General features: G+C 59.3%; 19 protein-coding genes. 5 read left to right on the top strand and 14 right to left on the bottom strand.

What is annotated here, in order from left to right:
- The first annotated feature begins 7 nt into the window (after positions 1 to 7).
- The 4 genes from HBA26_RS00270 (at position 8) to HBA26_RS00255 (ending at position 6,527) form a co-directional block, all read left to right on the top strand.
- A complete protein-coding gene (locus tag HBA26_RS00270) occupies positions 8 to 2,674 on the top strand; it encodes a PAS domain-containing hybrid sensor histidine kinase/response regulator (RefSeq protein ID WP_126345526.1) in 2,667 nt (888 codons plus the stop codon).
- The gene (locus HBA26_RS00265) at positions 2,671 to 4,845 is read left to right on the top strand and encodes a glycoside hydrolase family 2 TIM barrel-domain containing protein (protein ID WP_126345525.1); all 2,175 of its coding nucleotides are present in this window, start codon (positions 2,671 to 2,673) and stop codon (positions 4,843 to 4,845) included. The genes HBA26_RS00270 and HBA26_RS00265 overlap by 4 nt, the downstream gene beginning before the upstream one ends.
- A 94-nt stretch (positions 4,846 to 4,939) precedes the next feature.
- Positions 4,940 to 5,227 carry a VF530 family protein gene (locus HBA26_RS00260; protein ID WP_041909918.1) on the top strand — a complete coding sequence of 96 codons (288 nt, stop codon included), beginning with the start codon at positions 4,940 to 4,942 and terminating at the stop codon, positions 5,225 to 5,227.
- 7 nt (positions 5,228 to 5,234) lie between these two features.
- On the top strand, positions 5,235 to 6,527 hold the full coding sequence (locus tag HBA26_RS00255; RefSeq protein WP_126345524.1) for a glycoside hydrolase family 10 protein: 1,293 nt from the start codon (positions 5,235 to 5,237) through the stop codon (positions 6,525 to 6,527).
- Between the two features lie 39 nt (positions 6,528 to 6,566).
- Here HBA26_RS00255 and dsbG read toward each other — a convergent pair whose 3' ends face one another.
- From dsbG to HBA26_RS00185, 14 genes are all read right to left on the bottom strand, one after another.
- A complete protein-coding gene (gene dsbG, locus HBA26_RS00250; protein WP_126345523.1) occupies positions 6,567 to 7,325 on the bottom strand; it encodes a thiol:disulfide interchange protein DsbG in 759 nt (252 codons plus the stop codon).
- A gap of 41 nt (positions 7,326 to 7,366) precedes the next feature.
- A complete protein-coding gene (locus HBA26_RS00245; protein ID WP_126345522.1) occupies positions 7,367 to 7,978 on the bottom strand; it encodes a DsbA family protein in 612 nt (203 codons plus the stop codon).
- Positions 7,979 to 7,984: 6 nt separating this feature from the next.
- Positions 7,985 to 10,009, bottom strand: coding sequence for a protein-disulfide reductase DsbD domain-containing protein (locus tag HBA26_RS00240; protein WP_126345521.1), 2,025 nt, complete (start codon positions 10,007 to 10,009; stop codon positions 7,985 to 7,987).
- Between the two features lie 48 nt (positions 10,010 to 10,057).
- Positions 10,058 to 10,426, bottom strand: coding sequence for a hypothetical protein (locus HBA26_RS00235; protein WP_028013210.1), 369 nt, complete (start codon positions 10,424 to 10,426; stop codon positions 10,058 to 10,060).
- Positions 10,427 to 10,513: 87 nt separating this feature from the next.
- Positions 10,514 to 11,074: an RNA polymerase sigma factor gene (locus tag HBA26_RS00230; protein ID WP_083264082.1), complete on the bottom strand. Its 561-nt coding sequence runs from the start codon at positions 11,072 to 11,074 to the stop codon at positions 10,514 to 10,516.
- Positions 11,075 to 11,079: 5 nt separating this feature from the next.
- On the bottom strand, positions 11,080 to 11,499 hold the full coding sequence (locus HBA26_RS00225) for a hypothetical protein (protein ID WP_126345520.1): 420 nt from the start codon (positions 11,497 to 11,499) through the stop codon (positions 11,080 to 11,082).
- 202 nt (positions 11,500 to 11,701) lie between these two features.
- On the bottom strand, positions 11,702 to 13,252 hold the full coding sequence (locus tag HBA26_RS00220; protein ID WP_126345519.1) for a methyl-accepting chemotaxis protein: 1,551 nt from the start codon (positions 13,250 to 13,252) through the stop codon (positions 11,702 to 11,704).
- Positions 13,253 to 13,341: 89 nt separating this feature from the next.
- Positions 13,342 to 14,358 carry a LacI family DNA-binding transcriptional regulator gene (locus HBA26_RS00215; RefSeq protein ID WP_126345518.1) on the bottom strand — a complete coding sequence of 339 codons (1,017 nt, stop codon included), beginning with the start codon at positions 14,356 to 14,358 and terminating at the stop codon, positions 13,342 to 13,344.
- Between the two features lie 28 nt (positions 14,359 to 14,386).
- Entirely contained in the window at positions 14,387 to 15,793 is a 1,407-nt protein-coding gene (locus tag HBA26_RS00210) for a sucrose-6-phosphate hydrolase (RefSeq protein WP_126345517.1), read from the bottom strand.
- Complete coding sequence (locus HBA26_RS00205; RefSeq protein ID WP_028013216.1) at positions 15,793 to 17,163, bottom strand: sucrose-specific PTS transporter subunit IIBC; 1,371 nt, start codon at positions 17,161 to 17,163, stop codon at positions 15,793 to 15,795. The genes HBA26_RS00210 and HBA26_RS00205 overlap by 1 nt, the downstream gene beginning before the upstream one ends.
- Positions 17,164 to 17,229: 66 nt before the next feature.
- Entirely contained in the window at positions 17,230 to 18,747 is a 1,518-nt protein-coding gene (locus tag HBA26_RS00200) for a carbohydrate porin (RefSeq protein ID WP_028013217.1), read from the bottom strand.
- Between the two features lie 172 nt (positions 18,748 to 18,919).
- The gene (locus tag HBA26_RS00195) at positions 18,920 to 19,810 is read right to left on the bottom strand and encodes an aminoimidazole riboside kinase (RefSeq protein WP_126345516.1); all 891 of its coding nucleotides are present in this window, start codon (positions 19,808 to 19,810) and stop codon (positions 18,920 to 18,922) included.
- Between the two features lie 88 nt (positions 19,811 to 19,898).
- On the bottom strand, positions 19,899 to 21,110 hold the full coding sequence (locus HBA26_RS00190; protein WP_126345515.1) for a diguanylate phosphodiesterase: 1,212 nt from the start codon (positions 21,108 to 21,110) through the stop codon (positions 19,899 to 19,901).
- Positions 21,111 to 21,205: 95 nt separating this feature from the next.
- Positions 21,206 to 22,687: an alpha/beta hydrolase gene (locus HBA26_RS00185; protein ID WP_126345514.1), complete on the bottom strand. Its 1,482-nt coding sequence runs from the start codon at positions 22,685 to 22,687 to the stop codon at positions 21,206 to 21,208.
- 266 nt (positions 22,688 to 22,953) lie between these two features.
- On the opposite strand from HBA26_RS00185, the gene HBA26_RS00180 reads away from it, so the two are divergent.
- A complete protein-coding gene (locus HBA26_RS00180; RefSeq protein ID WP_126345513.1) occupies positions 22,954 to 23,808 on the top strand; it encodes a MurR/RpiR family transcriptional regulator in 855 nt (284 codons plus the stop codon).
- The last annotated feature ends 6 nt before the right edge of the window (positions 23,809 to 23,814 follow it).

Raw genomic sequence — 23,814 nt, 5'->3', positions numbered from 1 at the left:
AATCACGATGAGTTCATTCACGTACGATCTTAACGCGCTGCCGGCCGCCGTCATGATTTATGACCGCGAGGAACGCCTGCAGGCCTGGAATCACAACGTTGCCCTGTTTTATCCGGTCATAACCCCGTGGCTGACGGTGGGAACGACACTTGAGGCGCTGGCGGAACGCTTTATCGACGCCGTTTACAACGTCGACCCCGGCCTGCGCCAGACGCTGCGCGAGTCGATCGTGCGCAACTGTCGGCAGGATAAACACTGCGAGGTGCGCCAGGCGGGCCAGCGGCGGATCTTCGTCCAGCATCAGCGGCTTGCGGACGGCGGTATTGTCAGCCTGCACAGCGATGTTACGGAGCTGGATGAAGCGCAGCGCGCGCGCCACCAGCTGCATGACGACTTTCTGCTGACGGCGGAATCCATTCATATCGGGATCTGGGACTGGCAGGTTTCCGGCGACACGCTCCAGGTCAACGATACCCTGCTTGCCATGCTGGGCCAGTCGCGCACACAGTGGCGATATCCGGTGCGTTTTCTCCTCAATCAGGTCCACGAGGACGATCGCGCAGCGCTACGCAAGGCGCTGCACGCTTCGAAGCAGGATCATCGTCCGGTCTTTGAATGTGAAATTCGCGTGCATCACCCTACCGAAGGGCTGCGCTGGATGCTGCTGTCCGGCCAGGTGGTTACGCTCTCCATTGAGGGAAACGCAGAGCGCGTTATTGGCACGCTGCAGGATATTACGCGGCGCAAAGAGGCTGAAATTCAGGCGTTCGCCTCGGCCATTGAGGCACAAAAAGCCAATGAGGCAAAAAGCGCGTTTCTGGCGAATATGAGCCATGAAATTCGTACCCCGATGAACGGCATTATTGGCATGACCCAGCTGTGCCTGGATACGTCTCTGAGTGCCGATCAGCGTGACTATCTGACCCTGGTGATGAGCTCCGCCCAGTCGCTTCTGCATATCATCAACGATATTCTCGACTTTTCCCGAATTGAAGCCGGCAAAGTGGAGCTGGAGACGGAACCCGTACCTGTCCGCCCCTTTATTCAGTCGCTCATTCGCCCGCACATGCCGGGGGCGAGCGAAAAAGGCATCGAGCTGCTGGTTGATATTGCGCCCGACGTTCCCGACGTGCTGCTGGTTGACGGCGCGCGGCTGCGGCAAATCCTGACCAATTTGCTGGGCAACGCGCTGAAATTTACCCATCAGGGAGAAGTGATCCTGGTGGTTGAGCCCGGCGATAGCGCGAATCGATGGCGTTTTCGCGTGCGCGACAGCGGCATTGGCATACCGGCAGATAAGCAGAAGGCTATTTTTGAAGCCTTCAGCCAGGCGGATAACTCAACCACCCGCCGCTATGGCGGTACGGGGCTCGGGCTAACCATCTCGGCAAGACTGGTTGCGGCCATGGGGGGCGAATTAACGGTCTCCAGCGAGCCGGGAAAAGGCAGCGAATTTTCGTTCTCGCTGCCCCTGGCGGCGCAGACCCTTGCGCCCGGAGAGCGCCCACATAGCCAGCACTTTAACGGTGAACCCGTACTGGTGGTTGATGATAACGCGACCAACCTGCGGCTGCTGGCCGCGATGCTCAGCCAGATGGGACTGAAACCCACCTGCGTTAACAACGCCAGCGAGGCCATTGATCGGGTTAGAACGGGAACGGCGTGGCCCCTGATCCTGCTGGACGCACAGATGCCGGATATGGACGGCGTGTCTCTGGCCCTTGAGCTTTCGGTTCTGCCACAGGTTGCTGAAAGCCATATCATCATGCTGAGCTCCATGAGCCGACATTTTGATATCAATATGCTGAAGCGGATCGGAATCAAGAACTATCTGCATAAGCCTATCGCCCAGGATGAATTACATCAGGCGATTGCCGCCGCGTTTGAACGTTCGCCAGCACCCGTGGGTGAAAGCACGCCCGCGCCTGTCGCCTCGCCTGCAGCCACGGGACTGCGGATCCTGCTGGCTGAAGATAATCTGGTCAACCAGAAGGTCGCCGCGCGCCTGCTCGAGCGGCTCGGCCATAGCTGTCAGATCGTCGACAATGGCGTCGCGCTGCTTGAACGCTGGCGCGCGGATACGTGGGACGTTTTACTGATCGACCTTCAGATGCCAGAGATGGACGGTGAGACCGCCATTCGCCTGCTTCGTGAAGAAGAGCAGTCTCGGCCCGGACCGCCTCAACCCACCGTCGCCATGACCGCACACGCCATGCAGGGGGATAAAGAGCGCTGCCTGAACATGGGGTTCGACGGCTACATTGCCAAACCCATCAGCCAGGAGCGTCTCGCTGAAGAGATTGCCCGCGTGCTCCAGCACCACGAAGACGCCTCCGGTTTTCCGGATGAAGCACGCCTGCTGAAGCAGTGCGCTGACGATCCCACCCTGGTACAGGAGCTGCTGGCCCTGTTTGGCGAAGGGCTAAATGAAGCAATCAAAACCATTACCCAGGCGATCGACAGCAACGACCGCGAGGCGCTGCGACGCGCGGCCCACAAGCTGCGCGGAGAAGCCGTCACCCTGGACTTCAGCACGCTCGCACAGCAGCTGCAGGTGCTGGAAAGCGACGCGCATACGCTGGATGGGCGCCAGCTTGCGGCCCTGAAAGAAAATCTTCGCCAGGAATCGCTGCGCCTGATGGCGTGGCTCAACGCGCGCGGGGTAAACAAATGAACGCTCGCAACTGCACGCTGCTCGTTGCCCTGTTGACCACCCACGCGGTGGCGAATTCTGCGCCGGTCAGTTGGTCTCTGGCCGGAGAATGGCAGGTTCAGGATGCCAATGACAGCGCACATCCTGCCGCATCAGGCTGGCATCCGCTTCAGGTTCCTGCCAACTGGTACAGCGCCGGGTACGATCATCAGGGTGCGCTGTGGTACAAGCACGCGTTTACCCTGCCCGTGCAGCCCCCCGACGTGATGAGTACCCTGGTGTTTGACGGCGTCGATTACCTGGCAGAGGTGACCCTGAACGGCCAGCCGCTGGGCAAGCATGAGGGCTACTTTCAGCGCTTTTCGCTGGACGCCAGCCCGGCGTTACAACGTCACAATCGGCTCATCGTCAGGGTAGACAGCCCCTACGAAGATCCGCACAAGATCTGGCCTTTGCATAAAACGGTCATGAAGGGGGTTCTGAATCAGCATGACACGCGTCCCGGTGGCGCCTGGTCGCCGGAAGGACAGGACGCTAACTCGGGCGGCATCTGGGCACCGGTCCGGCTGCACCTTAGCCGGGGCGCCACCCTTGATGAGACCATCCTGCGGCCCGACTGGTCACAGGGGCTGACTCGCCCGACGCTAAAAGCGGAGATTCGCTATCGCGCGCTCGATCAGGGCCCGGCGACCGTGCGGCTCACCGCCACACCCGCCAACTTCAGCGGCAGGCTCTATCAGGCTGACTTTCCGGTTACTCTCGAAAGCGGTGCCCATTCCGTGCAGGTGACGCTGCCCATGCCGAAGGCAAAGCTGTGGTGGCCGATCGGCACGGGGAAACCCCACCTGTATACCGTTCGCGTGGCGTTGCGAGATGCAAACGGCTTAATGGACACGGCGGTAACCCGCACCGGGCTGCGCAAAATCGTCGAGCAGCCCGACAATAAGGGCTGGCTCATAAACGACAGGCGTCTTTTTATTAAGGGCAGTAATTACATCGGTTCCCCCTGGCTCGGCACCATGACGCGGAAAAAATACCGACGCGACCTTCGTCTGGTGGAAGCCATGAACGCCAACGCCATACGCGTGCACGGACACGTTGCCGGACGTGCGTTGTATGACGTGGCCGATGAGATGGGCATGATGATCTGGCAGGATGTTCCGCTGCAGTGGGGCTACAACAACAGTGCGGCTTTCACGGAAAATGCGGTTCGACAGACGCGGGAGATGATCGAACAGTTTGGCAATTCGCCTGCCATCATCGTCTGGGGCGGGCATAACGAACCGCCGTGGAATTCGCCGTGGATGGAAAAACGCTTCCCGGACTGGAATAAAGATCTGAATCGCGAGCTCACGCAAAAGGTGGCGGATACGCTTGCCGAAGATACCTCCCGCATCGTGCACCGCTTCTCCGCCGTTGAGGAGCATTACTGGGCGGGCTGGTACTTCGGCACCGTGCGCGACCTGCTTGCCCCAGCCAAAACGGGGATCATTACCGAGTTCGGCGCGCAGGCGCTTCCCCGCCTGTCAACGCTAAAAACCATCATCCCGGCGGCGTCACTCTGGCCAAAAACGACCGCCGCCGACGATCCCGGCTGGACCGTCTGGAAATACCATAATTTTCAGCCCTTCCAGACCTTTAAGTTCGCCGGTATTTCGCGCGGGAAGAATATTCAGGCGATGATTCGCAATACCCAGGCGTACCAGTCTCAGCTGGTGGCCACGGCGGCCGAAAGCTATCGCCGACAGCGATACCAGCCGGTGACGGCCCTGTTCCACTTTATGTTTGTGGAAACCTGGCCCTCCATCAACTGGGGCGTAGTGGACTATCTGCGTAAACCTAAAGCCGGGTTTTACGCGCTCCAGCGCGCGTACCAGCCTGTTTTGCCGTCCATCGAACCGGTCACCGCGCAGTGGCAATCCGGCGCGGCGGCGACCGTGCGCCTCTGGGCCATCAACGACACCTGGAAACCGTGCAGCGAATGCCGCCTGACCTGGCGTATCACGCAGCGCGACAAGGTGCTGGCTAAAGGCACAACGACGATGACGATCGCAGCAGACTCGGGAACGATGGTCAAAACGCTGACGGCTACGCCCGTGGGCCAGGACGACGTGTCGATTCGGTTTACGATTGAAAACAGCGCGGGAAAAATTGTCGGTGAAAATCAGCGCACGGAGTCCGTCATAAAGTGAGCGAGGGGAAAAGGAAAATTGCCGCTTCCCCTGCTTTCTTGTACCCTTTCAGCGTTTAACCCAATCCCCAAAAAATCGAGACATCCGGACGCCTATGACTGCACACATTTCCAAAGATCCTTTACATGGCGTAACGCTGGAGATGATGGTCAACGCCCTGGTGGCGAAGTATGGCTGGAGCGAATTGGGCGACCGCATCAAAATTAACTGTTTCAGAAAAGATCCCAGCGTTAAATCGAGCCTGAAATTCCTGCGCCGCACCCCGTGGGCGCGCGCGGAAGTTGAAGCCCTGTATCTGGATTCCCTCAACGATGAGGAAAGCGCAGAACAGGCGGCGCCCGCCTTTAATCCCTGGGCTAACAGTCGGATTATCAAGAGCTAATACGCAAATGACGCGACACGTAAAACGGATCGGTGCGCTGGCTGCCTGCGCGCTTTTACTTGTAAGCTGCTCCTCAAAACCACCTAAATCACTGGTTACCCCTCTTCCCACCGCCAGCAAACCGACGCAGCAGGCAAACGAGCCGATGCGCGGGGTCTGGCTGGCGACCGTCTCTCGTCTCGACTGGCCGCCGGTGGCCTCGGTGAATGGCCGCAGCGCCGACCAGCGCATCACCATGCAAAAGCAGGCGCTGATCGGCAAGCTCGACAACCTTAAGCGCCTCGGCATCAATACGGTATTTTTCCAGGTGAAGCCGGACAGCACCGCGCTCTGGTCATCAAAAATTCTACCGTGGTCAGATATGCTGACAGGCAACATCGGCGAATATCCGGGTTACGACCCGCTGCAGTTTATGCTGGATGAAGCGCACAAGCGCGGCATGAAGGTTCATGCCTGGTTCAACCCTTACCGCGTGTCGACCAATACTAAGCCCTCAACCATCGCCGCCCTGAACCGGACTTCATATCTGACCCCGTCCAGCGTCTATGTTCAGCACCCGGAATGGGTACGCATCTCCGGCGATCGTTTTGTTCTCGACCCGGGCATTCCCGAAGTGCGTGACTGGATAACCAAAGTGGTGACCGAAGTGGTGGCGAACTACCCGGTAGACGGCGTGCAGTTTGATGATTACTTTTACGCCGAGTCGCCGGGATCCGCGCTCAACGACGCGCAAACCTGGCGGCAGTACGGCCAGGGATTTACCTCAAAAGCCGACTGGCGCAGACACAATACGCAGCAGCTGATCGTACAGGTCTCCCGCGTGATAAAGCAGACCAGGCCCAACGTGGAGTTTGGCGTCAGCCCGGCGGGCGTGTGGCGAAACCGCTCCTTTGACCCGGCGGGTTCGGACACGCGCGGCGCCGCGGCCTACGATGAATCCTACGCCGATACGCGTCAGTGGGTGCAGCAGGGCCTGCTGGACTACATTGCCCCGCAGATATACTGGCCCTTCGCCCGTGATGCCGCGCGCTACGACGTGCTGACCAAATGGTGGGCCGACGTCGTCAAGCCGACCCACACCCGCCTGTATATCGGCATTGCGTTCTACAAGGTGGGCGAACCGTCGAAGAATGAGCCGGACTGGACGGTACAGGGCGGCGTGCCGGAGCTGAAAAAGCAGCTCGATCTCAACGATTCGCTGCCCAACGTCAACGGCACTATCCTGTTCCGCGAAGATTACCTGAACCAGCCGCAGACGCAGCAGGCGGTAAACTACCTCCGTGGACGCTGGGGTAGCTGAGTGACGACCAGGCAGAAACGGCCGTTTCTGCCTGTGTTTTTACGGCTTCGGCCCGAACATCGCCTCAAGCTGCCGCGCATCCGGCATCCCCACTACCTGCTGCAGCTCATTTTCCGCATTCAGATAGTAAATGGCCGGCGTGGCGTTTGCGCCCAGGCTGTCCATCAGCGCCTGGTGTTTCTGCAGGATCGCTACCGTTTCGCGGGAAGCGTCCCCTTCAGGTTTTGGCAATTTTTTCCCACCGGAAAGCTCGTATTCGCGCCAGGCCGAAACCGGATCTTTCGCATTCAGGATCGCAGAGGCGTTACGCCCGCTGTTGGGGTTAAGAAACGCCACCAGCAGCGTGTTGAGCTGAACCTTGCCTGCCTTCACCCACGGCTGCGCTTCGGCCCAGAACTGCTTGCAGTATGGGCAGAACGGATCGGCGAAGACGAAGACCTTACGCGGGGCGTTATCTGCCCCTTCCTTCAGGGGATGCGCCGCGTTGAGGTTCTTCCACATCTCGCGCCCCATCGGAGCGTAGATCTCTTTCTGGAAATAGCCTTCGCTGAGGTTTTTTCCTTTGTCATCGTACAGATAGCCCGAAATAACGTGCTTGCCGTCCGGCGTTAAAAACAGCGTCACGCCCATGTCCTGATATTGCCCCAGCCAGGCCGGTGCGCCGCCGGGGGCATCCAGTTTCTTAATGATTTTGATCTGCTGCTGCTCGCTGAACTGCTTCACCACATCCGGTATGGCATCAGCGGCCTGGGCCAGCCCTGAGGTCACCAGCGCCGAAAGTAACAGTAATTTTTTCATTTCCCTCTCCGGTTTGTCGGGGGCATTCCGCCCCCTTCAGGTTAGCGGTTTTTCAGTGCGTCACTGACCATTTCGTCGAACTGTTCAAAAGGAACCCAGCCGGGCAGCAGCCCTTCGCCGATAAGCGTGGCGGGCGTGCCCTGAATTCCCATTTTTTCCGCGACGATCAGGCTGCGTTTAATCGACACCATGCTCTCATCATCCGGCGCGGTGACGCTCACCCCCGCGCGCTTTTGCGCCTCCTGAATGCTGGCGTCATCGTGGTATCCCTTTTTGGCCATCAGGGTATGGTTAAATTTCATAAACTGCTCGGGATGCGCGCGCCAGACGGTTAACGCGTCGCGCGCGGCTGTCAGCGAACTTTCCGAGCGGAAAGGTAAAAACTTAAAGACCACCGCCACATCAGGGTGTTTTTCGACGATCTTCTCCAGGTAAGGATCGAATTTCTTACAGTACGGGCAGTTATAGTCGGTAAACACCACCAGGGTGAGCTTTGGATTTTTCGCGCCGATGCGCGGGGAGTTCGGATCGTTAAACAGGAAATCAGCGATCATCTTCTGCGCGCGCTGCTCCTGGTCCGGCGTCAGCGGCTGGGCTGCCATGACCTGAGCCGAGGTCAGCAGGAGCATAAGCGTAATAAAGAATTTTTTCATAATGCATTAGCCTTTTGCGTTGTTCAGGGTGGTGACCAGGGTGCGCTTGTCCAGCAGCGGCGAGAGGATGTCCCCCTCAGGCGTGCCGGGGCCATAGACCTCATTAAACGGAATGGCGTAGCGGTTTCGCTTCGCGAGAAACTCCGCGATAAGCGCGGAGGGCTGGCTCCAGTCTCCGCGCAGGGCCACCACGTCCGGCTGACTCAGCGCGGCAATAACGTCCGGCTGACGCAGTACCCGGTGCTCGTTAACTTTGCAGGTCACGCACCAGTCCGCCGAGATATCCACAAACACCCGTTTCCCCTGCGTCAGCGCCTGCTCAATGGCCTCCTCGCTGAGCGGCTGCCACGGGATGGTCTGTGCGACGCTTTGCGTGGTGGCGTCAGACGGTGAGTTGAGCAACCCGCGCAGCTGATACCCGCCGAACACCGACAGCGCGATGATCACGACCCAGAACAACGGCGAGGAGGTTTGCCCCTTCTTCGCGAACAGCGCCAGCGCGATAACGATCAGCACCAACATCACGACCTGGCTGACCGCCTCGCCCAGATGCAGGTTCAGCAGCGTAACCAGCCAGAGGCTGGAGGCCAGCATCATCAGGCCCAGGATCGTTTTGAGCGTGTTCATCCAGCGGCCGGGTTTTGGCAGCAGCATGGCCGTTTTCGGCACCAGGGCCACAAACAGCCACGGCAGGCTCATGCCCACGCCCAGCATCAGGAAGATAAGCCACAGGGCGTACAGCGGCGCGCCAAGGGCAAAGGCAACCGCCGTGCCGAGGAACGGCGCGGAGCACGGCGTGGCAAGCAGCGTGGCGAACATCCCTTCGCAGAAACTGCCGCCAAGCCCTCTGCCCCCTGCCGTTGCCAGCCGCCCGGCGGCGGCAGAAGGGAGCAGCATCTCAAACGCCTCAAACAGGTTCAGCGCAAACAGGAAGGTGACGGCGACCATCAGGCCGATAAACCACGGGTTCTGGAACTGAATGCCCCACCCCAGCGACGCCCCGGTCAGCTTAAGCGCGGTCACCATCGCGGCCAGCAGCGCAAAGGAGGTGAGGATCCCGGCGCTGGTGGCCAGGAAGCGTAGCCTGATGGCGCGCCTGTCCGATCCCGCCTGCAGGATGCTGTTAAGCTTCATGCCCATTACCGGCAGCACGCAGGGCATCAGGTTCAGGATCAATCCGCCCAGCAGGGCAAAAAGCACCATTTTACCCGTTCCTTCAGGCGCGGAAGACTCTGCGGGAGTTGCCCCAACGGTCATGGTGGTTTGCTGCGCGTTACCGCCATTGGTCAGCACAAATGACAGCCTCTTGCCTTCCAGCGAGGCGGGTTTATCGCCCCATTCGTCGGTCACGGGTACCGTCACCCGAAGCGTGTTGCCGTCGTGCTTAATGGCCGGCTCGCCTGGCAGAATGTCACCCTCCAGCGGGTCAAAGTAGATCCCCGGATTGTCCCACTTCCCGTCCGTCGTGCCGGTAATCACCAGCTTGTCACCAGAGAGCCATGCGGAAAGATCTGCGGATACGCCTGACGTACCGGGCACGGCGCGCATCGCTTGTTCGAACTCGCTACGGAAGCCCTCATCCACCGGCTGGGTAAAATCGAGATGCAGCGGGTAGTCCGTCAGCAGGCAGACGTTGCTGCAGGTGGAGAGCGTGAGCGTTCCGTCGAGCGCTGCGCCCTTCACCCCGTCGAGCGTAATCGGGATCGTCACCTTATCGTGATATCCCTGCGTGGTCATGCCGGAGATATCGAAACGCGACGGTGCCGGCCAAGACCAACTGTCCGTTACGCCGTCCGGCCAGCTGATTTTTGGCGCGACGCCGCCCTCGCCCGGCGATCGCCAGTAGGTTTTCCAGCCGGGCTTTAGCTCAACGGTGAGCAGGCCTTTAACGTGCGTTTGTTCCCTCTCCGCCTGAAAGCGGATGCGGGCGTGATCGTTTTGTGGGGAGACCAGCCAGCCGGTGTCTGCCGCATGGGCAACGCCGATGCAGGACAGCCACAGGAGGACGAATCCCCTGAAGAGGTTAACCATGTATTACTCCGTGAACAGTGAAAAATTATCGTGTGGTGACGATGATTTTCATTCACGGAAAACGCAGTTTTTAAGGTGTATTCGGGGAGGCGGTGCCTGAACCGGCTGTTCCGCGGGAGCGAATGCCCGCCCTTGCGTCAGCAGCTGTAACAGCGCGAAGAAGATAATGATAGCCGGCAGCGCGCCGTCGAAGAACAGCGGCTGGGCACAAAGAAGCGACTGGGCGCCCAGCTGGCAGGGCGATGGCCCGGACTGCTCGGTGCTGCTTTGCGTTGGGGCATCTGCACTCAGTGAAATCTGCGGATCCAGTCCCTGTAAAAAATGGTTGAGCATCACCGCACGCTGCACGAGGCAAATCGCCATCGCGAGACAGGTGATGATCAAAAGCCATTTTCCGAGGAGCTGACGGTTGCGCATAATATTCCAGAGTAACAAGACGCCCCGATCATAAACGATAGTGATGAATCTACAAGTGCCGGAAGTGTAAGGTTTTGTCTGTCGCCGCTATTCCCCCGTCAGCGCGTCGTAGATATCCCGCAGACGCGTGCGCAGAAACAGCACCGCCTTGTGCTTGCGGGATAACAGCGCCTGCTCGCTGGCCCCCGTCTCCTCTGCCAGCATTTTAATGCTGTAGCCGTGCAGCTCGGTCTTTTCAAACACCTCCCGCTGCGGTGGCGGGAGTTCAGACAGCGCCTGCCCCAGCTCTTCCCACAGCAGCGTTTTGAGATACTCCTCCTCCGGCGTTTGCGGTACGCCGAACAAGGTTTCGGCCAGCTCGTCTTCCGGAAAACCCTCGTCATCTTCGCCCGTAAAATAGCCGGAGAGCGACACCTCGCGCTTTTTGCGCGCCCGGTCTGTCATCTCGTTACGCGCCGCGCGGAACAGCCAGGCGGCGACGTTTTCGACCGGTTGCTCCACTTTCATCAGCTGATACGTGACTTCCTGCAAAATGTCGTCGGCATCATCGCGAACGGACGTCCGTCCGCGAATGAAGGCTTTCAGCCGGGCGCGGCAGGCGTTGAGCGCCGACATCAGCATGGATCCGCCCGCCTCCCCGGCTTTCATTTCGCTCACTCTGCTTCCGGGGTTTTGGGCGCGGCGTCATCGCGCTTATCGTCACGATGGCCGTGCCAGCCGCAGTGACCGCGACCGTGACGACCAAAACCTTCGCGACGCTGCTGAATAAACGCCTCGCGCTGCTCGGGCGTCATGTTCATCCAGCGCTCGTGCATCCGCCGGTGCGCGCCAAACATCCCCGGGCGGAAACCTAATCCGCCAAACAGAATGCGGCTCAGCACCAGAATCCCTAGCGCCTGCCAGAAACCAATGGCCTTCACGCCGAGGATCGCCGGAAGCAAGGCATTCCACAGGGACATCACCAGCAGGCCGAGCACGATGAAAATCACCGCGCCGATGACTAATCCCTTGCCCATACGGTGGCGCCCGAATCCGCGCCCGTGACCTCTGCCTTGCAGTTCAAAATCTCTCATGGTGTTTACCTCGTGTGCAGTAACTGATTATGGCTTGTGATGAGGTAGACGGATGAGGGAGGGAAATATTGCTGGGGTGAATGAAATAATTACTCTGGCCGCACATTCGCGGTTATTGCCCGGCGGCGCGCTGACGCTTGCACGGGCCTACAGGTTTCGTAGGCCGGGTAAGCGTCAGCGCCACCCGGCACGTGTCAAAGACTTACGCCTGCACCGGCAACCTAAAACTCGCAATACTCCGCGAAAGCTGCTGCGCCTGCTCTTCCAGCGAGGCCGCTGCCGCCGCGGACTGCTGCACCAGCGCGGCGTTCTGCTGGGTCACGCCATCCATCTCGGTTACCGCCTGCCCGACCTGGCCGATCCCGCGGCTCTGCTCCTCAGAGGCGATGGAGATCTGCTCCATCAGCGTATTCACCTTATTCACCGACGAAATAATCGAATCAATCACCTCGCCCGAGCGGCTCACCAGCTCCGCACCGTTTTTGACGCTGGAGACCGACTGCGCAATCAGGCTCTCGATGTCTTTAGCCGCCACCGCGCTTTTCTGCGCGAGAGTGCGCACTTCGCTGGCCACCACTGCAAAACCGCGGCCCTGCGTACCGGCGCGCGCCGCTTCAACCGCCGCGTTAAGTGCCAGAATGTTGGTCTGGAAGGCGATGCTGTTGATCACGCTGGTAATGTCTTCGATGCGCTTCGAGTTCGCCGCGATGGTGTTCATCGTGTCGATGACTTCGCGGGTCACCGCTTCACCGGTGTGGGCATTTTTCACCGCGTCCTGCACCAGTTTTCCGGCCTGATAGACATTATCGGTATTATTCGCCACCGTCGCGCTCAGCTCTTCCATGCTCGCCGCCGTCTGGGTCAACGCGGAAGCCTGCTGCTCGGTACGCGAAGCCAGATCGATATTCCCGGAGGCAATCTCCTGGGCTGCGTGCGTTACGGTATGGCTCGCATCGCGCACCTGGGCGATGGTCGCCAGCAGTGCCTGACGCATCTGCTCCATCGAACCCATCAGGTGGTCGATTTCGTTGCTTGAACTCCCCTTCACCGGCACCGGAATGTCCAGCTTGCCCGCCGCAATCTGGCTGCAGTGCTCGCGCGCCAGGTTTACCGGGGCAAAGACAAAGCGCTTCATGAAGATGCTGACTGCAACGATCACCACCACAAACAGGCAGGCAATAACGGCAATCATCACCAGGCCGGAGACGAAATTGCTGCTCGCATCCTCGTTCAGGCTTTTAGCGTATTTCTGGTGGACCGAAAGCACCTGGTCGAGCACGATTTCGTACTGACGATCGAGACGGGAAACTTCCGGGATCAGCGCGTCAAATTTGGCGACATCGTGCGCCGCAGCGGCATCGATCAGCGGCGCCAGCCCCTGGTTGCGGTAGTTTTGCCAGGCGTCCTGATAGGCACTCACCAGCGGCGCTTCATCCGTCAGACGCGGCGAAGCCATAAACGCCGCAAAGGCATTGTCCGCTTTGGTCAGCGCCTCTTTCACTGCGGTAAGCTTTGCAGCGCCGTCCGCCGCGTTGCCCGCTTCCACCATCTTCACGTACTCCATCACCCGCACGCGCAGCGTACGGCTGTGGTTGATGGGGTCAATAATCGACAGTACCACCTGGATCTCTTTGTTGACGTTATCCAGCGAGTTATTACTTTTAATGATGAGGCCAACGCTCGTCACGGTGCTGACGATAAAGAACAAAAGCAGCGAGAACAGGACAATCAGGGACGACTTTTTCAACGACATAAACCAATACCTCAAGGAGAATTATTCCTTATGGTTATCGGCGCTTCCAAAACTTAAATTAATTAAAGTTATTGATGTATCGAACGACGCTATACCCCTGACTTATAGCGCCGCTGCAGGGTGGCATCCAGCTTGCGCTGCAATGGCTGCGGCGTCTCCCCTTCGATCAATTTGCCAATCAGATCAAAGCAGTGCCACGCCAGCTGACGGTTATCCTGGCGAATGGTATCCACCGGGATCGTCAGTGAATCGTAGAGATAGTGATCGTCAAAGCTGGCTAATCTGATATCGCTATGCAACAGGTTATGCTGGCCCATATAGCGCAGCACCCCTTCCAGCAGCCCGCAGGCGGCGGTGAAAAGCGCTTTTGGCGGACGCCCCAGGCGGGCGCAGAGTTCGGCAAACATCTCGTATCCGGAGCTCGGGTGATAGTTGCCGTGAATGATCCACTCGGGGCGAAGCTCAACGCCGGCCTCTCGCAGACCTTGCTTAAAACCGTCCAGACGGTCGCGCGTCGGAGACAGGCGCGGCTGGCCGCCGAGGAAGTAGAATTCATTCGGATGCTGGCGCGCAATGTCCGCTACCAGCGCCGCTGTCGGGGAAATGGAGTCGGTGATCACCAGCGGCAGTGCGCTGTCGTTCATGTGCCGGTCAAAAAGCACCACGGGCAGCTGCTCGCTGAGCTTCAGGTAGTCCGCATCGTTCAGCATGCTGGAGGCCACAATCAGCCCGTCCACCTGACGCGCTACCATATTGTTCACCACCACCGTCTCCTGCCCTGGGTTTTCATCGCTGCAGGAGATAAGCAGCTGAACGCCGGCCTCGCGGCACAGCGTCTCCAGCTCGTGAGAAAAGACGGCGAAACCGTAGTTGGTAATTTCAGGAACGACAAGACCAATGGTGTGGCTGCGGTTATCGCGCAGCGAGCGGGCGTGAATGCTGGGCTGATAGTGGTGCTCTTTTGCAATCGCCAGCACGCGCTCGCGCGTCTCTTCCGCCACGCGAAGCTCTTTGCTGCGCCCGTTCAGGACGAGGCTGGCGGTGGCTTTTGACACACCCGCCAGCTCCGCGATGTCTTTTATGGTGACGCGTTTTGTTTTTCTCACAACGACTTAGATCCGGCTGCCAAAACCCTCATTCTATCATGCAGGCGCGCAGCGACCAGTAGCGTAATGTGATGTCGGACGCACCTTCGAATCGCACCCGGGCCGGATGGTCAGGAAAATAGCGGCTGCTCATCACCCCTTCACCGTGATTGATGAAAATTTCAACGCTTGAGCAGTCGCACAGAACGCGTAAATGACGAACCTCACCCTGCCAGTAGCGGGTCAATGTTTCACCGGTTTTCAGGCTCGCGCGTTCAAGGCGTAAACCCTGCTCATCGACCGTGAGGCGCAGCGCGCCTGCGAAATCGACATTCACCTGCGATGCGCCCAGCTCAAACTCCAGGCGCGTCGCGTCCAGTTCCGGCGCCTCGCTGGTGCGCCCCTGCCAGCGCTGCTCTTCTTCGCGCAGCGCCGCCAGCTCGCGCGCCGGAGTCTGCCAGAGCCTGCCGTCGCGGAAGCGTAATTCACGCGGGCAGGTCATCTGGTGCATCCAGCCGTGCGTCCGCGTCGGCTGAAGCATCTCTTCCCCGTCCGGTACGCCCATCCAGCCGATCAGAATACGTCGCCCGTCCTCCGCCAGCGTCGTTTGCGGAGCGTAAAATTCAAAGCCCGCGTCCAGCTCGTGCAGATCGCCGTGATCGAATGCGGCGCTGGCATAGTCAAACGCCCCGCTCATCCAGGTGGCCGGATAGGTATTGAGGTAGCGATGCGGCTCGCGCGCCAGCCCCTGCGGGCAGCAGATCAGGACGTGCGTTCCGTCGAGGGCGAACAGGTCCGGGCACTCCCACATATACCCCGCTTCCGTCAGGCCGTTGACGCCGTGACCAGCGATCTCCCCGCAGGACGTCCAGGCATGCAAATCGGCTGATTTAAACAGCAGCACCTTGCCGCGCTTTTGCACATCCTGCGCACCCAGCACCTTGTACCACTCCCCGTCGTGCTGCCATACCTTCGGGTCACGCACGTGGCCGGTGTAGCCTTCCGGCAGCGCCAGCACCGGCCCCAGCTTCGTAAAGGTTCCGTCCGGCTGCTCCACGGCGAGGCACTGCCAGGCGGTGCGGCTACCGTCATCAAACTTAACGTTGCCGGTGTAGCACAGTGTGAGGACACCGTGGTTGTCCACGGCGCTACCGGAGTAGCAGCCGTTGCGGTCATACTCCTCGTCGGGCATCAGCGCCAGCGGCTCATGCTGCCAGTGTACCAGGTCTGCAGAGCTCCAGTGCCCCCAGCATTTAAAGCGATGCTCGCAGGCCAGCGGGTTCCACTGATAAAACAGATGGTAGCGTCCTGCAAACCAGATAAACCCGTTCGGGTCGTTCATCAGCCCCGTCACCGGCGCGGGGTGCCACTGCGGGTAATGGCTATCCGCCAGCGCCCGCGGCTGCCCTTTCATAACGGCCTGCAGGATCGCAGGCCAGCGGGAAAGTTGCGTCATTATTCAGAGTCCGTTTTATATTTCAGCAGCAGCGAGACGGTAAACGCCACGCCGAAGGCAATCACCATGCCGATAATATAGTTAAGGAGCGAGCTGGCCTGAACGATAGCCATGCCCGGAATAGCGGTCAGCCCGACGGCGGTCATGTAGACATGCACTGACACCACCCAGGCTCCGCCCGCCGCGCCGCCGATCAGCGCCGCGATAAACGGCTTCACGAAGCGCAGGTTGATACCAAAAATGGCCGCTTCGGTAATGCCCAGCATCGCAGAAAACGCCGACGGTAAGGTAATGGCTTTGATTTTGGCGTCTTTGGTTTTGAACCACACCGCCAGACAGGCGCCGCCCTGCGCCACGTTCGCCATGGCCCAGATCGGCAGCAGGAAGTTTACGCCAATGGACGGGTTACCCAGCAGCCCGGCTTCAATCGCGTGGAAGCTGTGGTGAATACCGGTGATCACAATCACTGAATACAGCCCGCCGAACAGCAGCCCGGCCAGCCAGCCCGCGTGTTCAATCAGCGTGCTCAGAATAAAGGAGATGCCGTCGCCCAGCGCGCGCCCTGCCGGGCCGATAATCAGCAAGGCGATGAAGCCAGAGATAACGACGGTGAGGAACGGCGTCAAAATCAAATCCAGCGCGTCCGGGATCGCGCGGCGCAGGTTTTTCTCGACGATGCTCATAAACCAGACGGCCAGCAGCACCGGGAATACCGTGCCCTGGTAGCCAATCATCGCGATCTCAAGGCCGAAGAAGTTCATGGTGTGGAAGCCGGAGGCCACGCCCCAGGCGTTGGTCAGTGCCGGGTGGGTCAGAATACCGCCCAGCGTCGCGCCCAGATACGGGTTCCCGCCAAATTCCCGCGCCGCGGTAAAGCCGATCAGGATTGGCAGAATGATAAACGCCGCCGAGCTGCACATGTCCAGCATGATGTAGAGGGCGTTATCCGCATTGACCCAGCCGTAGGTTTTCACCATGCCGAGAAGGCCCATCAGCAGGCCGGACGCCACAATGGCGGGAATGATCGGGACAAAGATATTTGAGAGCAGACGCGCAATGCGCTGGAACGGGTTCAGCTTGCGCGCGGCGATATCCGCCGCTTCAGACTTGCTGGACTCGCTAATCCCCGCCGCCTGAATAAACGCGGCGTAGACCTTATTCACCACGCCCGTGCCGAAAATGACCTGCATCTGCCCGGCGTTATGAAAACAGCCCTTCACGCCCTCGACCTTGCCAATCGCCTGCCGATCGGCAAGCGCGTCGTCGACCAGCACCAGACGAAGACGCGTAGCGCAGTGCGCAGCGCTGGCGATATTTTCCTTGCCGCCCAGCAGCGGAATAAGCTCGCGGGCGATTTGATTAACATCCATAGATACCTCTGCCTGACTTCTTTTTATGATGTGCGAAACGCTCCCGCCGTGCGGGAGCGTGATGGGTTAAAACCAGGTTTCCATCTGGACCCCAAAGTTCCATTCCCCGCCGGCGTTGAAGCCGCTGCTGCCAAAGGCATCATCGCTGGCGTAATTATCCAGTTTGCTGCTCCAGTCCATCCAGGTGGCAAACAGGCGCAGCTCCGGGCGGCTGAAGAAATCGCCGATTTTGCTCGCTTTTAACGTTGGCGCAAAGGTCAGCTTGTAGAAACTGCCATTAACGGCGTTCCGGTCCTTATAGCCTTCCGGATGTAAATCCATGTACTGATAGCTTCCCTCAAACGCCAGCGCGAAGTTCTGGGTCACCTCTTTAATCAGGCGGGTGTTGAGCGTCACCCACTCATAGCTGTCGCCCTTGACGTAGCGATCTTTGCTGCTCTGCGCCAGCACGGCAGGCGCGATACTCCAGCCACCTCCAACAGGCGTGACACCGTAACTTGCGAAGCGCCAGGTATCGGCATCAGACAGCAGCGCCCCGTCGGAACCGATGCTCTTAACTTCTGCACCCAGGCCGTGACCGTACAGCAGCGCCGTTTTGGCACTCCCTTCCCGCAGGCCATAGAAGCTCTCGTTGTGCAGCCCCACCAGGGCATGAACGCCGTTATTGGCCGCGTCGGTTTTGATGAGATCGCCGTTAGCGTCCTTACGATCGTCGTTATCCTTCGCCCGCAGGCCGCTCACCATTACCTGCAGCGGCCCGGCAAAGTGGTTCATGCTGAGGATGTAGTTCTGAACGTTGTTGTCGGTCTGCTCCACGCTGCCGAAGTTGCGGCCGTAGATCGAGAAGTTGCTGCGCAGCGAGTCGTTCCACTTCACGTCGTAGACGCCGCCGCCGGTACCGGCCAGGAACACCACGTCGGAATCCAGCCAGTGAATATCAAAGTTGTCGCGGTCGAAGCGTTTACCCGCCCAAAAGGTGCTGCCCTTCAGCGCGCCGGTAAAATCAGGCAGGTTGCCCAGCTCCGCAAAGGCCTGGCGAATATTGAGATCGCTGGTATCGGCTGACCAGTCGTTATAGGTTCGCTGACCGTCGGCCAGCATCGCCTTGAAGCGCGTGGTCGCCCCGTTATCCAGGGTTTGCTTGTGCTCCAGGTTCAGCTCGACGTAGGTGTCGGCTTCGTTACCCAGACGCCCTACCGCACCGCCGGTTTCCCCGGCTGGCGTAAGGTACGGGCCGCTTTTGCTGCTGGAGGCCGCGTCGTTCATCAGCAGGCCGGAACGGGCGTAGCCGTGGAACTCAAATCCGCTGCTCTGATCCGCTTTTTTCTCCAGCGCGGCGGTACGCTGCGCCACCGCCTGAGTTGTGGTTTGCGTCTGCTGCTGGGCGGCGACCAGCTGCTGCGTTTTTTGTTCGGCTTCGGTGGCGCGTTTTTCAGCGACCTGCGCACGCGCTTCAGCAGCCTGAAGGCGCTGCTCCATCGCGGCAAGGCGCGCTTCGATACTTGTCATATCCGTCTGGGCAAAAACAGAGGTACTGCCGGCCAGCATGCCTATCATCACGGCAAGTCTGCGTTTTTTATACATTTTGTCGCATCCCTAAAAGTATTAATCGAACGTGCTAAATTGCTAAACCGGTTTAGGCTGCTGATACTAAACCCGGGAATTTTGGATCGGCAATCTTTTTTGCTAAACCGATTTAGTAAGTGTGATCGAGGCGACAATTCAGGCCGCCGGACGGCGGCCAGTGAAGGAAGGATTACAGGTCGTGCTGCCAGGGCAACGCGGTCATCGCCCCCTTTGCCGTGGTGGCTAACGCGCCACAGCGCTGGGCTAAGGCGATTGCCGGGACCAGCTCCTGACCGGCGGCCAGCCCGTAGAGCAGCCCGGCGACGAAGGCATCGCCCGCGCCAGTGGTATCGACACATTGCACAGGGGTAGCCGGATAGTGTTTCACCGCGCCCTGATGCCAGGCGATAACGCCCTCTTTTCCCTGGGTGACCAGCACCAGGCGCGCCGGGCAGCGCTGCATCAGTGTGTTCAGACCTTCTCTTACATCCGCATCGCCGGTTAAAAATGCCAGTTCCTCAACGGAGAGCTTGACCACGTCGGCGCTCTGCAGGGCCTGTTCCAGGCAGCGACGCAGCGCGTTCTCATCCGGCCAGAGATCCGGGCGAATATTGGGGTCGAAGCTCACGTTACCGCCCGCCTTCCGGATGGCGTCCATCGCCTGAAAGGTCGCCGAGCGGCTCGGCTCTGCGCTTAGCGCGATGGAACAGACGTGCAGCCACTCGCCCGCGCTGAACGTCGGCAGGTCAGCGGGTTCAAGAAACAGATCGGCGCTCGGGCGCACCATGAAGGTGAACGAGCGTTCGCCGTGGTCGTCCAGATCCACCACCACCGTAGAGGTGCGGTGCGCCGGGTCAAGGTGCATATGCTTCACGTCGACCCGCTCGTCAGCGAGCGTTTTCGCCATAAAGCGCCCGAAAGGATCGTCGCCAACCCTGCCGATAAACGCGCTTTTGCCCCCCAGCCGGGCAATGCCCACCGCGACGTTTGCCGGTGCGCCACCGGGGCACTGCAGTAATTTCCCTTCGCCATCGGGCAATAAATCCACCACCGCATCGCCAAGTACCCAGATTTTTTCCATGTGATCCTCTCAGCTAAACTATGTTAAACCGTTTTAGCTATTTAAGCACAGGCAGGGAAAAGGGGAAATAACGCGGGAGGAAAATTGCCTAACGCTTCAGATGCGGCCAGCGAATATCGCCAACGCCGTTAAGCTGCGGACGGGCAAACAGGAAGCCCTGGAAGCGGCGGATCCCGGCAGATTCTAGCCAGCACCACTCCTCGATTTTCTCGATCCCTTCGGCCACCAGGGTAATTTCAAGATCGGAGCAGCAACTGATGATGGATCGCACAATCGCCTGCTTCGGGCCGCTGAGGTGGATATCGCTGATGATTTCGCGGTCGATTTTGATTTTATCCGGCTGGAAGCGGGTCAACAGCGAAAGCCCGGCATAGCCCGAGCCAAAATCATCGATCGCCAGGCCTACCCCTTCACCGCGAAGCCGCTTGATGGCGCTGTTAAACTGGTTGAACCCGGAGATCATCTCGTTTTCAGTAACTTCAATGACCACCTGCTCCGGCTGAAGGCCATGCTTTTTAATCTCATCGACCAGAAATTCCACCGCGCCAGGGACATTCACCAGCGACATGGGCAGCAGGTTTACCGCGATTTTATGGCTCCCAATGCCCAGCTTTTCCGCCAGCGCGAAGGCATACGCTTTCGTCTGGAGATCGACTTCATAGATTTTCGCCGGATCCAGGGAGCTGAAGAAATGTTCCGGGCTGCCGCCGTCATTGCTACGGATAAGCGCCTCAAGGGAGCTGATTTTCCCTTCCGAGGGCTCGACAATTGGCTGCAGCGCAAACTGACAGGTTTGCCCGGCAATCAGGCCCAGATGTTCGCCAAAGGGTAGCGCTTCGGTCGAGAGCGTCCATTTGTCCGAGGTGTAACGCGTCCCCGACGGGGCCGGACGTTTACCGGTTATAAAGGTCTGAATAAATTTGAACACCCGGTCATCAGATGTCAGATAGCTGTCCAGCTTGCTGTAGCGCAGCACCGACTGCAGCACCTCTTTCGGCGACTGCGTTTGCAGGTCGAACAGCAGCATACCGACGTTTTCGAAGCGTCTGCGCGGACCGTAATCCCGCAGCAGTTCAACCACCCCGCTGTGACGCTTGTCCTCACGGATGGTGTGGAACAGTTTGACCACACTCTCTTCCGAACCTTCGAGGATCTGCAGAACGTCATTCCCTTTTGCCAGGAGGACGCCGGTAATATCCAGTTTTGTGTTGCGGCCCCTGGCGCGCTCCACCAGCTCCCGCAGTTCGGTGGACGGGCGGGATAAATTCAACTGGCTTTGGTAGATCAGCGTCGTCAGCACAAAAAGGGGTTCCAATGATAAAGAGAGGTGCCTTGAAGCTACTATGTAACATACTTAATCAATGCGACCTAACATATTCACGCCACAAGGGAACGTTACTTTTCCCCATCGCCAATCCTGCTGTCGATCCTCTCCTGCATATAGTCGTAAAACGGGTTCGAGGTGACACGCATCAGCGCCTCTTTACCGACGCTCAATACGGACGTTTCTCCCCACAGCGCAATCGTCCCCAGGCTTATCCCGTAGCGGTTTTTCACCCCAGGCTCACGGCCATAGAGATCGTCATCCGGCGGGAACGGCACGGCGATATGCGACAAGGAATAGACATCCTGCGGCCAGGTCTGCACAAGCGGCACAACCGTCTCCCGCGTGCTGCCTGCTGGCGTTGTTTTCGCCACCGTCGAGAAGCTGTGTGCGTCCGCATTGGTAATAATCGTGACACCGTAACTTCTCTGCGCAACCGGCAGCAGCGCCGAGGTTGCCGTCCACGAGGACGGTTTGAACAGCGGACGGAAGCTGGCCGCCTGATTGATATCAAACACCACCAGCTCGCTGCCGTTTTCCGGAAGCTGGTCAAACAGGCCGGTCACCACCGCGCGGGTGCTGACCGTAGAATCCATCACCGACTGGAACGCCAGGATCGGCGGCAAATTCGCCAGCCTGTTCTCCCGCGCCTCGCGGCCAATCTGCTCCTGCAGGGCCTTCGTCAGCAGCCACGACTGGCGGGCGGCGTTCACCGGGAACGAGTTGTATTTATACGGATTATATTCCGGAGAGATATTCAGCCACGCCGCTTTGGCAAACGGCGGCAGCAGCGCCGGTAGCCCCGCAAAACCGGCAAAGCGCGCAAAGGCCGTCACGCCGATCATTGGTGAGAGCAGGATTACCTGCTGCGGTCGACGAAGCGCAGAGGAATCCAGCGCATCGAGAGCATATTTCATCGCCAGCGCCCCGCCGTTGGAGTACCCCACCAGATGCAGCGGCACGTTATCCCCCGTCAGGCGCGTGGCTTCCCGCACGGCAAGACGCGTCGCCGCGAGCCACATCTCCCAGTCAACGTCGGTCAGCGCGCCGGGCGCGGTGCCGTGTCCGGGCAGGCGCGGAACCACGGCCACGAAGCCATGCTGTTGATAATTTTCGGCAAGGTGCCTGACGCTATAAGGCGAGTCCGTCAGTCCGTGCAGCAATACCACCGCGCCACGGGGTTTTCCTGCTGGCATCAGCACAAACGAACGGTTGGCATCGGGCGTGAACTGTCCCGGCCAAACCAGGCTCTGGCGATAATAGCGGTTTAGCGGCGTTTGTTCCTCGCCCGCTGTTTTCGCCGTCACCGCCCTATCAAGCTCGGCGAAAATGGCGTTTTCCCGGGCAACATACCCGGCAAAGTTGGTGTTATCGAGTTCACGCACGGACATCTCGTCCGCCCGCCAGGTGTGCCAGAGGTGCAGGTCCGGCCCCTGCTGCGAGAGATAGACCCGCACCGCCAACAGGACGACCAGGACGATCCCCACGACCATCCCTGTTTTCTTTGCCAGCGCCGCCAGGCGCACGCTGATTCGCCAGGGCAAATTCGCCATGCCGGGATCCCTTTTATGTTCACTGTCCTTTTATCTTATCAAAAATGTGAACGGACTGACGTATTCATCAAATTCATACCTGCCGCGTCAGCCGCTGCACCAAAAGTGAACTACGCTGCACAAATGTTGATCATTGGTTAACTAAATATTGCGTGAAATTAACAGCACGGCGGGTTTTTACCTCACCGTGAACATGGCACGCGTCGTGCATTGTTAACCCGGTAACACAAATCCAGCTTTTGACAGCCAGTTAACAGCGAGGCGGTATGACGACGAAACCCGAGATGTTGAGCCGTATCGAAGCGACGTTCAGCCAGCTCACTCCCAGCGAAAAGCGGGTCGGGAGCTGGCTGCTGGCGCACGCCGCGCAAATCCCGTTTGAGACCGCGGAAAGCGTCGGTCTGGCGAGCGGGACCAGCGGGATCACCGTCGGACGCTTCCTGCGCAAGCTGGGGTATCGCAACCTGGAAGATGTCAAAAAGAGCCTGCGCGATCCGTATCAGCCCTGGGGCATGAACGAGCGGCTGGACTCCTGGCAGCAGCAGCGTCCCCTCCCCAACCGCCTTCAGCATGCCCTCTCGCTGGAGGTGGACGCCATTACGCAGGTGTATCAGCTGGCGCAAACGGACGCCTTCCGTCAGGTGGTGCACAACCTGGCCCACGCCGACGCGGTGTTTGTGCTGGGGATCCAGTCCACGCGCGGGATCGCCAACGCCTTCTTCAGCCACCTCGAGTACCTTCGCCCGCGCGTGAGCTATTCCGAAGGCGCGTCCGGCAGCTGGGTGGAATCACTCAACTCCGGGTTTTCGCACCCTTACGTTGTGCTGACCGATACGCGCACCTACTCCACGATGGCCCGCCAGTACTGCCGCGTGGCGAGCGAAAAAGGGATCCCGCTGGCCTTAATCACCGACATCTGGTGCCCGTGGGCACGAGATTACCCGATGGATTTACTGCAGGTGAAAACCGATACCGGTCATTTCTGGGATTCGCTTGCCCCCGTGAGCTGTCTGTTCAACCTGCTGCTGTCGGGCGTGGTGGAAGTGCTGGGTGATACGCTCCCGGCGCGTCTGGCGGTAAACCGACAATTACAACAAGAGTTTGGTCAATTCGAACGCTAAAGGAGC

The sequence above is a fragment of the Enterobacter sp. 725m/11 genome (genome assembly GCF_011683705.1).
In the GTDB taxonomy this organism is placed as follows: domain Bacteria; phylum Pseudomonadota; class Gammaproteobacteria; order Enterobacterales; family Enterobacteriaceae; genus Enterobacter; species Enterobacter bugandensis.
Note: the sequence above shows the minus strand (reverse complement) of the source record. Positions and strands in the feature narration are given on the sequence as shown.

Coding starts and splice junctions, on each gene's coding strand:
- HBA26_RS00270 (WP_126345526.1), top strand. CDS start 8: ATGAGTTCATTCACGTACGATCTTAACGCGCTGCCGGCCGCCGTCATG.
- HBA26_RS00265 (WP_126345525.1), top strand. CDS start 2,671: ATGAACGCTCGCAACTGCACGCTGCTCGTTGCCCTGTTGACCACCCAC.
- HBA26_RS00260 (WP_041909918.1), top strand. CDS start 4,940: ATGACTGCACACATTTCCAAAGATCCTTTACATGGCGTAACGCTGGAG.
- HBA26_RS00255 (WP_126345524.1), top strand. CDS start 5,235: ATGACGCGACACGTAAAACGGATCGGTGCGCTGGCTGCCTGCGCGCTT.
- dsbG (WP_126345523.1), bottom strand. CDS start 7,325: ATGAAAAAATTACTGTTACTTTCGGCGCTGGTGACCTCAGGGCTGGCC.
- HBA26_RS00245 (WP_126345522.1), bottom strand. CDS start 7,978: ATGAAAAAATTCTTTATTACGCTTATGCTCCTGCTGACCTCGGCTCAG.
- HBA26_RS00240 (WP_126345521.1), bottom strand. CDS start 10,009: ATGGTTAACCTCTTCAGGGGATTCGTCCTCCTGTGGCTGTCCTGCATC.
- HBA26_RS00235 (WP_028013210.1), bottom strand. CDS start 10,426: ATGCGCAACCGTCAGCTCCTCGGAAAATGGCTTTTGATCATCACCTGT.
- HBA26_RS00230 (WP_083264082.1), bottom strand. CDS start 11,074: ATGAAAGCCGGGGAGGCGGGCGGATCCATGCTGATGTCGGCGCTCAAC.
- HBA26_RS00225 (WP_126345520.1), bottom strand. CDS start 11,499: ATGAGAGATTTTGAACTGCAAGGCAGAGGTCACGGGCGCGGATTCGGG.
- HBA26_RS00220 (WP_126345519.1), bottom strand. CDS start 13,252: ATGTCGTTGAAAAAGTCGTCCCTGATTGTCCTGTTCTCGCTGCTTTTG.
- HBA26_RS00210 (WP_126345517.1), bottom strand. CDS start 15,793: ATGACGCAACTTTCCCGCTGGCCTGCGATCCTGCAGGCCGTTATGAAA.
- HBA26_RS00205 (WP_028013216.1), bottom strand. CDS start 17,163: ATGGATGTTAATCAAATCGCCCGCGAGCTTATTCCGCTGCTGGGCGGC.
- HBA26_RS00200 (WP_028013217.1), bottom strand. CDS start 18,747: ATGTATAAAAAACGCAGACTTGCCGTGATGATAGGCATGCTGGCCGGC.
- HBA26_RS00195 (WP_126345516.1), bottom strand. CDS start 19,810: ATGGAAAAAATCTGGGTACTTGGCGATGCGGTGGTGGATTTATTGCCC.
- HBA26_RS00185 (WP_126345514.1), bottom strand. CDS start 22,687: ATGGCGAATTTGCCCTGGCGAATCAGCGTGCGCCTGGCGGCGCTGGCA.
- HBA26_RS00180 (WP_126345513.1), top strand. CDS start 22,954: ATGACGACGAAACCCGAGATGTTGAGCCGTATCGAAGCGACGTTCAGC.